Consider the following 12,810-nt stretch of genomic DNA (forward strand, 5'->3'; position numbering starts at 1 on the left):
TCTATCCCAGGTGGAACTTCGACATCCATAGGACACCGCTTTTGAGCGCACGCGGCATTTTGCCCGTCATTACGGTGCGCTTGCCCATCAGGCCGAAGCCTGATTTCTTGCCGAGCGAACCAAGAACTCCCTTGAGCTTGATTTTGCCGAGCCGGGGAGTTTCTTGTTTCCAGAGAGCCTGGAGCACTTCCGCGACCTGCTTCCCCTGCGCCTCCGCAGCTTGTCCGCTCGGAGAGAAGGGAAGCGACGCACAGTCGCCGACGACATAGATGTCCGTGTAATCAGGAAGCTGATGATATTCGTTGATGGTAAGCCGTCCTTGGTTATCCTTGGGCAGGTTCAGCTGCTGGACGATGGGACTTGGCTGGATGCCGGCTGTCCAGATCGTCATATCCGTGTGGATGATCTCCTGCTGGTTGTACAGCAGGCCGCTTTCGAGTCTTGAGAGAGAGACATGAGATCGCATCTCGATGTCATGCTCCGTCATCCACTCCCGGACGAATCGCTGCAGCTTCTCAGGGAAGGGAGACAGCACGCTGGCCCCGCGGTCGATGATCCGGATGTTCAGATCCGGACGGCTTTCGCGCATCTCCGCCGCCATCTCGACCCCGCTCAGTCCTCCGCCGACAATGGAGAGCTGGCCATAAGGAACGATATCATTGGCGCACTGGTACGTCTTCCTTGTAGCGGAGAGAGACTGGATACTGTTCGAAAATTCCTCCGCACCCGGGATGTTATGATACTTGTCCACACAGCCGAGGGCAATGACCAGCCAATCGTAGGAGAGCGGCTCGTCGTTCTCGAATCGGATGAGCTTGTTCTCCGGATCTACGGAGGTGACTTCTCCGTACTTCAAGATAAGTCTCGGATCCACAGGGAAAGATACCCGGATATCCTTATCGGAGACAGTACCCGCCGCAAGCGCGTAGTATTCCGTCTTTAAGCCTTGATAAGGCATCCGGTCGATGAGCATCATGACCGTATCCGGCGGCAGGTCTCCATCCAGAAGTTCTTGGGCTACGGTCAAACCGCCATAGCCCCCACCCAAAATCACAAGTTTTTTCATATGACGGCAAACCCTTTCTGTATTGCGTATTAATAGACCTTAATTTCGTTATAGAAGGTATCCCGTTCGACCGGGATCCGTCCGGCTCCCTTGATCAGGAACACGAGTTCATCCCGGGTCAAGCCTTCTGGTGAGAGGGCACCCGCTGCATGGGAAATCCGTTCTTGGATGATCGTGCCGTGCGCATCGGAAGCCCCGAAGGTTAGGGCAATCTGGGTCAGCTGCGTGCCAAGATTAATGAAGTAAGCTTTGATGTGTTGAATATTGTCGAGCATCAGGCGCGAGATGGCGATAGTCTTCAAATTGTCGTGTGCCGATACGCGGCGCTTAAGTCCGGCGCCACTGGCGGGTTGGACCGCATTCGGAATAAAGACCATGAAGCCGTTCGTTTCATCTTGCAGTTCACGGAGGTAGATCATGTGCTGGATACGCTCCTCCAGCGTCTCGATGGAGCCGAAGAGCATGGTGGCATGCGTCTTCATACCGAGCTTGTGTGCGGTACGCTGGATCTCCAGCCATTGGTCCGTAGAAGCTTTGTCTACCAGGTGCATTTTCTTGCGGTAGCGGTCCGAGAGAATCTCGGCGCCGCCGCCAGGCATGGTGTCCAGACCCGCGTCCATAAGCTGCTGCAGCACTTCTTTATAACTTACCCCGCTGAGGCGGGAAAAAAACTCAATCTCGGCAGCAGTATGCGCTTTGATCGTGACATTCGGATAACGCTTCTTCAAGGAGCGGATGCTCTCGAGGTAATACTCGAACGGGACGTTCGGGTTATGGCCGCCGGTGATATGGAATTCCTGCAGGCCTGGATGGTAATGCTTGTCAATATACTCAGCCATCTGATCAGGGGTCATCGTATAAGCGCCTTCTTCCCCTTCGTCCCGGCGGAAGTGGCAGAAAGCACAGTGCTCTTCACATACATTCGTGAAGTAGAGGCTCATGTTGTCTACGAAGTAGACCTTTTTGCCGTTCTTGCGCAGGTTCACCTGGTTGGCCATCTGACCAATGGTCAGTAAATCGTCCGATTCGTATAAGAATACCCCGTCTTCGAGGGTAAGGCGTTGGCCGTGCTCCACTTTCTCGGCGATTTCAGCCATACGTCTTTCTTGGCTGTTGATGATGGTGCTCATTGAATTACCCACCTCCATAAACTGTATAGGCGCCCGGCACACAAGGGACCGGAACGCGGAAGTATAACTGCCGGCTGGAATGATTTCTTTGCATGCAATGCTTTTTTGAACACAATATTCCTATTATAAACCTCCCATGAAGAAGGGGCAATACAGGAATCGACATAGCGCCGCCTTGACCCGGGACTCCGTGACAGGGATTCGAACTTTGTTGAAAAGGGCAGGTGGCAGCGCATCAAAAATATGGAGGATTTCCTATTTTCAATACGATTCCTTTTTAGTATACTTACTTCTTGGTATCTGAGAAGCACAATTTGCTGGCTATTCATTCCTCTATAAGGCGGTGCAGTGTTGCTCATCCCTGGTTCCCTTGATTTGCAGGCAAGCCTATCCCGTGAGATCGAGAAGCTCAGGGAGCAGTTGGTTACTCTGGGGATCCGATTCGGCCTCATGCACCCGGAAGTGCAGCAGTGCAGCCGACAATTGGATGAACTGCTTCTACAGTATTACGATATCGCCGGCCTTCGCAAAGATAAGCCCTCTTGAGCCGCGGTGCTGCAAGGAGTATAATTTAAAGTAAGCGGATGGATTCTTGCCCCGCGGGCTTATACTAGAACAATCTTCGAACCTTCAGGGTGCGTGATTGAATTCGTAAGGGAGGCTGAAGTCATGATTGCAATCAGCGAATCGGCTACAGATAAAATCAAACAAATGCTGGCGGCGGAAGAAGCGCCCAACCTGTTCCTGCGCGTCGGCGTGAAGGAAGGCGGATGCAGCGGATTTTCCTACGGCATGGGTTTTGACGATAACCAGCAGGATCAAGATAAGGTGTTCGATATTCATGGGCTTAAGGTCGTTGTCGACGAGGAGAGCTCCAAATACCTCTACGGCGTAGAAATCGATTACCAGGATTCCGGGATGGGCGGCGGCTTCACCATCAATAATCCGAACGCAGTGGCATCCTGCGGCTGCGGTTCCTCGTTCAAGCCTGCCGGCTATGAGGGAACGCCGGAGAAGTGCGACGAGTAAACGTTAAGATGATGCGGCATTTCTCAGCAATTCGCTTCCTAGAGTGAGCGGCTGTGGCGTTACACTGCCGCCGGCAAGCCGGATTTACCGAATGTCCATCGATCCCGTTGAGACCTCCTGACGTTTGTTCCGTATGAACCTTCGTTCGGGGGTCTCCTTTGTCCGCGGACTGGGGATAATGCATTCCTGCAGATACCGCGAAAGCGTTGGCGGCCACCTATACGAACCCTATATGAGAGGCGTCACTTTAGGCTATTATCTGTCATCTCTTCAATTGACATGCGCGGTAGCCCATGGAGGTCTGGCCGTTAGGTTAGGTTAGGTTAGGTTCTCGAAATACACAAAGCTATTCTCGCATGAGAATGGCTTTTTAAAGTTGATGTTACTTAAGCAGCGGGAGACATTTCTTCAGCTGGTCAGACGATCTGCCTGAACGGATAGAACTCCTTAATCTGAGTCCAAAGGTAATGTCCTTTGGCCGTCGCGTTCAGGAGCCCATCGTATACTGCGACGGGAACATCAATGAAGATATACACGGTCCCCGAATGAAACTTGACGCACAGCTCGCGGGTCTCCGGATTGTAGCCGATCCATTTTACATCCATCGACATAACCTCCTTCAACTGTGTAACGCTAACTTATGTGTGGCGGCACCCAACCTAGTGAATGTTTTCACATAATGTTGTGAAATAAATCACTTTGTATTGAGCATAATGGAAGGGGTACGCTTTGTAAAGAGGGCTGCCGAACTTATTTCTCTTAATTAACGCAGGGCAAGAAAAACCGCCGCAGGTCCAGGGGAGGACTCATACGGCGGTTTTTAAGTGTGCGGTGCGGTATTAGCGGTCGAGCAGCACCTGAATTCCTTTCACCACGTTATAAACGATCACCAAGCCATACAGTATGGCCACTGCAATCCCAAAAAGAAACAAGCCGGTAAGGGTAGGGGCGATCAACCATAAGATCACCATAAGAAACAGTGAGAAGAAAGGTAGAATATGGGAAATAAGGGCCTTCTTGGCGTGATACCGTACCTCGTAATCATTAGTGATGAAATAAACGACGGCTGGGATTAAAAATCCGGCAAAGAAAATGCTGAAATAACAAAGGGATGCCGTTATTTTCCGAGTATCCATGCTCTTATCCTCCTCTTTCTGAAGTGATGGGTATGTTCACGGTTCGAGGCCATATCTTTTGCTAGCATGCTAAGTAATACGTTTTATTGACCTTGTCGGTTCCGATCGATATGGCGAAAGACAAGGGTGATAGGCTTGAAGATAACGATCGTTTTTTTTTATCAACCCGAGACCTGCTCAGCTTGTGCATAACCTTGTCCACATAACCCCCTGCGTGGCGCTTGAAAATATCCAGTTATTAACACACTATACACATGTTGTGCACAGGAAGTTGTGGATAAGAGGAACGCTTGTTCTAATTTTCGGTGCGTGATAATATGATGGTACTTTAAGGAATAAGGTGATTCTTTCCATGAAATTGATTAGCAATGAGATTCTGGTGGATTCCTATTTCAAAGCCGTCAGTCTAAAGTTGGAAGAAGAGTTTGTGGAGCTGCTCCTTGAAGAAATTCACCGAAGAGAAATTAAATTAGACTACTATCAAGATGGCGAAGCCCAGGTGAGTTAGACCTGGGCTCTTTTTTTGCCAGCTCAAAAACGCCCCGTCCGGTCGGAAGGGGCGTGAAGTAAGCTAGAGGTATTACATTTTCATATTGGAGCTGTGGCCAGGGGATAGCTTCGCCGTAGGATCAATGTACACCTTGGCATTGTTGATTGCTGTAGGCGCTTCGCCGAAACCGACGGCAATGAGCTTCAGCTTGCCTGGGTAAGTGGTGATATCGCCTGCAGCGAAAATGCCGGGGATGTTCGTTTCCATACGGGAGTCGACTACGATGGACCCATTGTCGATTTGGAGACCCCACTCGGCGATAGGCCCGAGGGAAGAGACAAAACCGAAGTTCACGATGACAGCGTCCACTTCATGCACGGTTTCTTCGCCGCTCTTCACATCCTTGAGCGTTACCTTCTCGATCAGGTCTTCGCCTTCCAGCTTGGTGATCTCCGTAGGCGTGATGATTTGAACTTTGGAGTTCATCAGGTTCTCCACGCTGTGCTCATGAGCGCGGAACTTATCGCGTCGGTGAATGAGCTTCACGGAGGCTGCGATCGGCTCCAGCATGAGGGCCCAATCCACCGCGGAGTCGCCTCCGCCGCTGATCAGCACATGCTGGCCCTGGAACCGGTTCAGGTCGCTGACGAAATAGTGCAGGTTCTTCTTCTCGAACCGGGCCGCCTCGGGCAGCTCCAGCCGTCTTGGTTCGAATGCGCCGACACCCCCCGTGATGATGACTGCACGGGATTGGTGTGTGCCTTTGTCCGTCGTCACTTCGAAGAGACGCTCATCCTTCTTGTCGACCTTGAGCACCTTCTCTTCGAGGCAAACCGAAATAGGGAAATGTTTCATCTGGTTATGGAGATTGTTGACGAGCTCCTGCGCCGTCACCTTGGGGAACCCTGCCACGTCATAGATGTACTTCTCGGGATACAGGGCAGCGAGCTGTCCGCCGAGCTGCGGCATGCTTTCGATGATTTTAACCGATGCCTGACGCATGCCTCCGTAGAATGCCGCGAACATACCGGCCGGGCCGCCGCCCACAATAATAATGTCAACCACTTCGCTGTTCATGATGAAATGATGCACCTCCGTAACATGTTTATCCATTTTATTATAGTCGCACTTATCCGGTATGAAAATACGAGTTCCTTTTTTCATGCGAACGATTTATTTGATTGGTCTGATAAAATATTTAAATCGAATTAAAAAAAGGAACTCGGGGAAGGGAGGCTGATCCTTGATAGGATGCCGATTTTACTGGGATTTTAATCAAAATAAAGCTTGCTATTTCACACATATCATTATATTATTTCAGGTGAATTGGTTAAAACTGTTTCTTAAAACGCACTTGACAAGCTTATAATTTACGTAATTGAAGTGAAAAATAGGCAGAGAAATCTATTTTTTGGCTTTGCTTGTGTAAAATTTCACAAATTGTTTTGGCTGATCTTACAATAGAGAAAATTTAATGTGATGGAAGGGATAGAACCATGAGTCGAATTCCTAGAATAGTCATTTTGGGCGCAGGATACGGAGGCATTGTAACGGCTATTCGTTTGCAGAAAGAGCTGAACTACAATGAAGCGGATGTAACGTTGGTCAATAAACATGACTACCACTATATCACAACCCATCTGCACATGCCGGCTGCCGGTACGGACAATCCGGAGAACGCGCGTGTCAACATCTTGAAGCTGATTGATGAGTTCAAAATCGACTTCGTGAAATCTACTGTAGTGCAGATTCGTCCCCAAGAGAAGAAAGTGATTCTTGAGGAAGGCACGCTGTCATACGATTATCTGGTTATCGGTCTCGGCGGCGAGCCCGAAACGTTCGGCATTCCGGGTCTTAAGGAATATGCCTTGAATATCCGCTCGATCAACAGCGTACGCTTCATCCGCGAGCATATCGAATATCAGTTCGCAAGATTCAAGCGCGAGCCATCCCGTACGGACTACTTGACGTTTATCGTCGGCGGTGCCGGCTTCACGGGGATCGAGTTCGTCGGCGAGCTGGCGGACCGCATACCGGAACTGTGCAGAGAGTTCGACGTCGATCCGTCCCTGGTTAGAATATATAATGTAGAGGCAGCTCCTACGGCCTTGCCGGGCTTCGACCCTGAGCTCGTGGATTATGCTATGAACGTGCTGAAGAACAAGGGTGTAACGTTCAAGATTGCGACAGCCATCAAAGAATGTACGCCGGAAGGCGTGGTGCTTGCCACAGGGGAAGAAATCAAATCGGCCACCGTCATCTGGACGGGCGGCATCCGCGGCAATCACATGCTGGATGAAGCCGGATTCGAAACGATGCGCGGACGGATCAAGGTGGACGAAACCCTGCGTGCACCGGGGCATGAGAACGTCTACGTGCTTGGGGACTGCTCTATTGTTATGAGCCCGGAGGGGCGTCCGTATCCGCCTACCGCCCAAATCTCGATGCAGCAGGCGGATGTCTGTGCGCACAACCTGGTAGCCCAGATCCGGGGCTCCCAGCTCAAGGGCTTCGAATATAAGCCGAAGGGGACAGTGGCCTCCCTGGGACGCGGCGAAGCCATCGGGATTGTCGGCTCCAAGAAGATCAAGGGAGGCACGGCGGCGGTGATGAAGAAGATCGTCGATCTGCGGTACCTGTACATCATCGGAGGCATTCCGCTTGTCCTGAAGAAAGGCCATTTCTAAACGTGCGGCACTGCAGTGTCCAAGTTCGGGGGCTGTTGTCCCGCAGCGAGCTGGACCGCTACAACGCGCTGATCGATGTAGGCCACTACCTGGAAGCGCAGGACCGGTATGATTTGGTACATACCGTCCAGAAAGAAATCGATATTCTCATCCTCCCCGCCATCGAACGGCTGAAGGAGAAGTCACGCCAGCGGGACCGCGATACGGAAGAATACCTCCGCCGTAAAGAAGTCGAACGGCAGATGGCGCTTCTCGAAGCGGAAGACGAGGAATAACAAGTGTGCCCAGCCCTGTTTTACCGGTACTCCGGTAGCAGGGTTTTTTGATGTCTTATCCTACCTTGGTCCTGATATCACTTATGGAATCATCTGCTTGTATCTTTCTCTCTACGAATCTCTTACTCTAGGGCTATCAACTACATAACCCACCTACGAGGAGAGACATCATGAGAAAAAGTTCCATTCTGGCCGCGTCCTTAGCGGCATTGCTGCTGGGATCCCTGGCTGCCCCGGCAGGCACAGTGAAAGCGGTTTCTAGTAAAGTTGTTCTTGGCTATTATAACGTTTATTATGCCGGAGATACGCAGTCGTATAATTCGGTTTCCAGCTACGGTACTTATTTTAACTCGATGTCTACGATGACCTTCAGCGCGGATGCTGCGGGTAATGTAACCGGCACTGCTCCTGCGAACGCCATTACGCTTGCCGCCTCCAAGGGGATCCAATCTTATGCCGCTGTTACGAACCAGGCGAACGGAGCGTTCAGCTCTACCGTAGCCCATGCGATTGTTAGCGACCCGGCCATTCGGGCGAACACAGTGAGCCGGATCCTGGCCCTGGCCAAATCGAACGGCTACCAGGGCGTAAACATTGACTTTGAGGATATGCTGGCAACAGATCGTCCCTACTTTAACCAATTCATCAGCGAGCTGTCCGCCACGATGCGGACGAACGGACTGAAGACCGTGGTCTCCGTTATCGCGAAGACCAGCGATTCCCCTGGGAGTGCTTGGTCCGGCGTGTATGATTACAACGCCCTGGGACAGAATGCGGATCTCATTCAGCTTATGACTTATGACCAGAACGGCCCATGGGGTGCACCGGGCCCTGTGGCAGGGCTGCCATGGGTGGAGTCCGTACTGAAGTACGCTGTAACCCAGATTCCTTCCGTTAAAATTATGATGGGGCTGCCCGCTTACGGCTATGATTGGAACACGACTACGAATACAGGGCATAAGGCGGTAGCTTGGAAAAGCCTTCCTGCACTGCTGACCAGCACGGCTGCAGTACCAAAATGGGACGCCCTACAGCAGTCCCCGTACACTACCTACACGGCGGCGGACGGCTCCTCGCATACCTTATGGTATGAGAATGCGGAGAGCATCGAAGCCAAGGCGCGCCTCGCCAATATCTATAATCTGGCGGGCGTGTCGATGTGGTGCCTGAGGTTGGAGGACGAGTCGTTCTGGAAGGCAGTGCAGTCCGGATTGAACACGACGGCAACGACGACGAGCCCGACGACAACGACGACGAGCCCGACGACAACATCGACGACGAGCCCGACGACGACGAGCCCGACGACCACGGCGACGACGAGCCCAACGACAACGACGACAACGAGCCCGACGGCAACGACGACGAGTCCGACGACAACGACGAGCCCGACGACAACGACAACGACTAGCCCGACTACCACGGTTGTTTCAAGCAAGACTTCCCTTACACCGAGCAAGAGCACTTATCTGGCAGGTGAAACGGTGTATATTACAGCCAAGGTAACCGATGCGTCCGGCAAATCGGTCTCTGCGGCTTCGGTTACGCTCTCCGTCACTTCTCCGGCAGGCACAGTAACGAAGTACGCGGGCACGACCGATGCAGCAGGAGTCAAGAAGTTCGTGATCTACACGTCGAAGAAGACGGTGAAGGGACTTATAAAGCCCAGGCAGCCACAGCGGCCTCCACGAAGTACACTGCAAGCTCGGCTCTTGCTTCCTACATCATTAAATAGAAGAACATGTGCAAAAAAAAGAAAGCCGGATTCCCAGGTTCAAGGGATCCGGCTTTTTCTTCTATCGAAAGCTTATGATCGTATTACAGCTTCAGCATAGCGGCCATTTTCTCCTGGTCGAGCAGGTTGCCGACATAGAAATCGCCGAATTCGCCGAAGCGGGCGCTGGTCTCGTCGAAGCGCATCTCGTGCACGATCTTCTTGAACTGCAGCGGGTCTTCCGCGAACAAGGTTACGCCCCATTCCCAATCGTCAAGGCCGATCGATCCGGAGATGATCTGCTTTACCTTGCCGGCGTAACTGCGGCCGATCGTACCGTGGCCGCGCATGAAGTTGCGGCGCTCCTCAGCAGACAGCATGTACCAGTTGTCGTTGCCTTCGCGGCGTTTGTTCATCGGATAGAAACAGATATGCTTCGCTTTCGGCAGCGTCGGCTTCAGGCGGGCCAGAATATCCGGATCCTGCATCGGATCGGTGCCCGGCTTCGCCATATAGCCGCCAAGCTCGACGACCGAAACATAAGAATAGGTAGGCACCGTAACTTGGGCGAAGATCGTCTTGTTGAACTCCGTCTCAAGCTCATTCAGCTCGTCAAGCGTCTCGCGAAGGTGCATAAACACAAAGTCGGCCTTCTGCCCGACGATCGAGAAGAATGCGGTACTGCCCTGCTTGGCGTCTTCTGTATCCTGATAGCGGCGAAGCAGGCCGTACAGCTCGTCCTCCGCGCGGCCTCTCTCCGAAGCGGTCAGACTCTTCCAGGCGTTCCAGTCGATTGCGCGGAAGTCATGCAGGGCGTACCAGCCTTCCAGTGTGTTGACGACATCACTCATGTGGATCTCTCCTTTGTATGTAGGGGTAGTTAGTTATGCGCTCCGACAGTCCTTCTTGCTCCATCATTGTAGCGAAAAGCGCTCCAAAGGGCAAATAAACCCAGGTGAAGATTCTCTGAACATGCTATGGAAAAGAAGTATGGGAAAGGGTAAAATCCGGACGGCCAAATTCCGATGTAAGTGTATAAGAAGAGAGGAGGACGGCCGCATGCGGACTATCAGTACATTTCACCTGGGCATTCTATGGGGAGTCCTCCTCAGTCTGCCCCTGTGGGCAGCGATCATCGGCTGGTTCCAGCTGATCTGGTCGTTGTTCGCAGGATAGCGCGGCCAGCTCTTTCAAGTTCAACAAGCGTTCACTTTACCCTGATGAGGTTTTTATATACAATGAAGCCATAAGGATAAAAGGGAGTGTTCGCCTTGCTGCAGTTGATTATCGTCACCGTGCTGCTTTTCGTGCTTTTCTTCGGGCTCGGTTTTATACTAAACATGCTCATGAAAACCACCTGGTTTCCCATCTACGGATACATCGCCCTTCTGATCGGGCTTGTCATCTACTGGGGCTGGGGGACCGGCTCGCTGACATCGAACATCACGGAGTACGCGTTCGCGGATTACATCCCCGCCTTCGGCGGCCTGATCGGCGCCATCCTGAGCGGCTCCACGATCAAGTATTTGCGTACGAACGGATATAAGATGTTTTAAGATTGCAGCTACCGGCCCTGCCACTCTTGGCAGGGCTTTATTTAACTAAACGCGCGTCATCCTAAGGACGGCGAAGCCGTTTATCTCGATCCGGCCGATCGGCGCACCGCTTCCGATAACCGGCATAGCCTGCTTTTTCCTTCTACAAGGATGGGGCTACCTATGCTAGAATGAAGAGTAAGACTCAACACATGGATGGGGTTAGACCTGAATGCGGATTACGAACGGGCTCCACTTTTCTGAATATCACCGCTTCTGCGTGCTGCGGGACTTCTCGCTGAGTCCCTTGGATTATAAGGTGCTTTCGACGATGTACCAGCCGATGATCGGCGCTTATGCCATCGCGGTCTACCAGACGCTCTTCCAGCAGATACCGGCGGACAAGGTCGGCTGCTCTGCGATGGAGCAGCAGCGCAAGCTCTTCATGGCGCTGGAGCTGGAGTCCGGGGAGCGGGGGCGCCAGCAGTTCATTGAGATGACGTCGAAGCTCGAAGCCGTAGGGCTTCTGAGGACCTGCAGGCGGTTCGCGGCGGCTTCCGAGGACTATGTCTACGAATATACGCTGTACGCGCCGCTGCCGCCGGGCGAGTTCTTCCGCAATCAGCACCTGACGCTGCTGCTGAGGGACAAAGTCGGTAAATTCACCGTATTCGCCCTCCGGGATGAGCTGCTGCAGCCGGTCTCCGAAGATCTCAAGGAGGCGAACACCGAGAACTTGTCGGTGCCGTTCTATGATCTGTTCCGGCTCAACACGCAGGTCATCGATTACGAGCTGGAGCAGGCGTTCTTCGAAGCGTCGGCGGCCGGGGCTAAGGAGACCAAGCCGGAGCTTGCACCGAAGGGCTTCCAGTATGCGGAGATCATTATGCATTTCCCGAGCTACTCCATGAACCGGGAGTACGTGGAACAGCTGAAGTATGAGCCCGAGCAGATGGCGACGCTGAATTTTGTGGCAAAGAAATACAACTTGTATCTGACGGATTTGTGCCGGCTGCTGGATGAGGACGGGGTGTTCGATGACCGGGGCCAGATTAACCTCGATCTGCTGCAGGCCAAGGCCAACCAGACCTTCTTGGCCGACCGCAAGCGCAGCGACGAACGCAAACTGGTTCTGGCCAAAATGAATGACGGCCAAAAGCCGAAAGACGGCCAGTCTGCCGCGGGCGACAGCAACGAATCTTTGGGCGATAAAGTAGTAGAGATGGAATTTTATCTCGAAGTACCCGATAAGTTTCAAGGCGAATGCAATCAGCACCAATATAACTACATCCTGCGCAACGAACCTTATACCTTCCTGCTCGACAAGATTTTCTCCAACGGCTCGGTGCCGACCAAGCTGCTCGAGATCATCGCCGAGATCGTGCTCGTGAACGGGCTTCCGGAACCGGTAATCAACGTACTTATACATTATATTTATGTGAATAAAAGATCTTGGTCCAAGACCTCGATTGTCCTCACCGCTACCGACATGCTCGGCAAGCAGGTACAGACCTTCGAAGGGGCGGTCCAATATATCCGGGAGCAGGAGAAGTTCCAACAGCAGCAGAAGGCCCGGGGGGCGGCAGCAGCCGGCGGGGGAACCAGAGGAGGCCGGGGACGCCAGAAGCCGGTCATTCCTATGGTGAAGGAATCGGCGCCGAAGAAGCTGTCGGCTGCGGAGCGTGAAGAGCTTCGGCGGATGGCCGAACAGCTCGACAGGCAGCGGGTTCGCAAAGAATAGCAGCAGGACA

The 12,810-nt window shown here is 52.6% G+C and carries 14 protein-coding genes; 8 read left to right on the forward strand and 6 right to left on the reverse strand.

From position 1 onward, the window contains the following. Position 1: 1 nt before the first annotated feature. Both O9H32_RS23240 and mqnE read right to left on the reverse strand, forming a co-directional pair. A complete protein-coding gene (locus tag O9H32_RS23240; protein ID WP_269868505.1) occupies positions 2–1,066 on the reverse strand; it encodes an NAD(P)/FAD-dependent oxidoreductase in 1,065 nt (354 codons plus the stop codon). A 29-nt stretch (positions 1,067–1,095) separates the two neighbouring features. Continuing rightward, positions 1,096–2,196 carry an aminofutalosine synthase MqnE gene (gene mqnE, locus O9H32_RS23245; RefSeq protein WP_269868506.1) on the reverse strand — a complete coding sequence of 367 codons (1,101 nt, stop codon included), beginning with the start codon at positions 2,194–2,196 and terminating at the stop codon, positions 1,096–1,098. 348 nt (positions 2,197–2,544) lie between these two features. On the opposite strand from mqnE, the gene O9H32_RS23250 reads away from it, so the two are divergent. Both O9H32_RS23250 and O9H32_RS23255 read left to right on the forward strand, forming a co-directional pair. Beyond that, positions 2,545–2,742 carry an aspartyl-phosphate phosphatase Spo0E family protein gene (locus O9H32_RS23250; protein WP_269868507.1) on the forward strand — a complete coding sequence of 66 codons (198 nt, stop codon included), beginning with the start codon at positions 2,545–2,547 and terminating at the stop codon, positions 2,740–2,742. 123 nt (positions 2,743–2,865) lie between these two features. Next, complete coding sequence (locus O9H32_RS23255; protein WP_269868508.1) at positions 2,866–3,225, forward strand: HesB/IscA family protein; 360 nt, start codon at positions 2,866–2,868, stop codon at positions 3,223–3,225. A gap of 416 nt (positions 3,226–3,641) precedes the next feature. Here O9H32_RS23255 and O9H32_RS23260 read toward each other — a convergent pair whose 3' ends face one another. Continuing rightward, positions 3,642–3,830, reverse strand: coding sequence for a KTSC domain-containing protein (locus O9H32_RS23260; RefSeq protein WP_269868509.1), 189 nt, complete (start codon positions 3,828–3,830; stop codon positions 3,642–3,644). A 234-nt stretch (positions 3,831–4,064) separates the two neighbouring features. Further along, positions 4,065–4,361, reverse strand: a complete 297-nt coding sequence (locus tag O9H32_RS23265) for a DUF4870 domain-containing protein (RefSeq protein WP_269868510.1) — start codon at positions 4,359–4,361, stop codon at positions 4,065–4,067. Between the two features lie 352 nt (positions 4,362–4,713). Between O9H32_RS23265 and sda the strand changes: the two genes are divergently transcribed. After that, positions 4,714–4,869 (forward strand): sporulation histidine kinase inhibitor Sda, encoded by a 156-nt coding sequence (gene sda / locus O9H32_RS23270; protein ID WP_269868511.1) that lies wholly within the window; start codon positions 4,714–4,716, stop codon positions 4,867–4,869. Positions 4,870–4,941: 72 nt separating this feature from the next. Here the strand turns inward: sda and O9H32_RS23275 are convergent, their stop codons facing one another. Next, on the reverse strand, positions 4,942–5,928 hold the full coding sequence (locus O9H32_RS23275) for an NAD(P)/FAD-dependent oxidoreductase (protein ID WP_269868562.1): 987 nt from the start codon (positions 5,926–5,928) through the stop codon (positions 4,942–4,944). Positions 5,929–6,347: 419 nt separating this feature from the next. Here O9H32_RS23275 and O9H32_RS23280 point away from each other — a divergent pair, with 419 nt between their 5' ends. From O9H32_RS23280 to O9H32_RS23290, 3 genes are all read left to right on the forward strand, one after another. Then, positions 6,348–7,538 (forward strand): NAD(P)/FAD-dependent oxidoreductase, encoded by a 1,191-nt coding sequence (locus O9H32_RS23280; RefSeq protein ID WP_269868512.1) that lies wholly within the window; start codon positions 6,348–6,350, stop codon positions 7,536–7,538. A 2-nt stretch (positions 7,539–7,540) separates the two neighbouring features. Then, complete coding sequence (locus O9H32_RS23285) at positions 7,541–7,813, forward strand: hypothetical protein (RefSeq protein WP_269868513.1); 273 nt, start codon at positions 7,541–7,543, stop codon at positions 7,811–7,813. A 170-nt stretch (positions 7,814–7,983) separates the two neighbouring features. Continuing rightward, on the forward strand, positions 7,984–9,645 hold the full coding sequence (locus O9H32_RS23290; protein WP_269868514.1) for a glycosyl hydrolase family 18 protein: 1,662 nt from the start codon (positions 7,984–7,986) through the stop codon (positions 9,643–9,645). On the opposite strand, the gene hemQ is transcribed toward O9H32_RS23290, so the two are convergent. Then, positions 9,629–10,375 carry a hydrogen peroxide-dependent heme synthase gene (gene hemQ / locus O9H32_RS23295; RefSeq protein ID WP_269868515.1) on the reverse strand — a complete coding sequence of 249 codons (747 nt, stop codon included), beginning with the start codon at positions 10,373–10,375 and terminating at the stop codon, positions 9,629–9,631. The genes O9H32_RS23290 and hemQ overlap by 17 nt on opposite strands. 420 nt (positions 10,376–10,795) lie before the next feature. Here hemQ and O9H32_RS23300 point away from each other — a divergent pair, with 420 nt between their 5' ends. Further along, entirely contained in the window at positions 10,796–11,080 is a 285-nt protein-coding gene (locus tag O9H32_RS23300; RefSeq protein ID WP_269868516.1) for a YuiB family protein, read from the forward strand. Positions 11,081–11,291: 211 nt separating this feature from the next. Further along, positions 11,292–12,800, forward strand: a complete 1,509-nt coding sequence (locus tag O9H32_RS23305; protein ID WP_269868517.1) for a replication initiation and membrane attachment family protein — start codon at positions 11,292–11,294, stop codon at positions 12,798–12,800. Positions 12,801–12,810: the final 10 nt, after the last annotated feature.

This window comes from Paenibacillus caseinilyticus (assembly GCF_027533645.1).
GTDB lineage: Bacteria > Bacillota > Bacilli > Paenibacillales > NBRC-103111 > Paenibacillus_G > Paenibacillus_G caseinilyticus.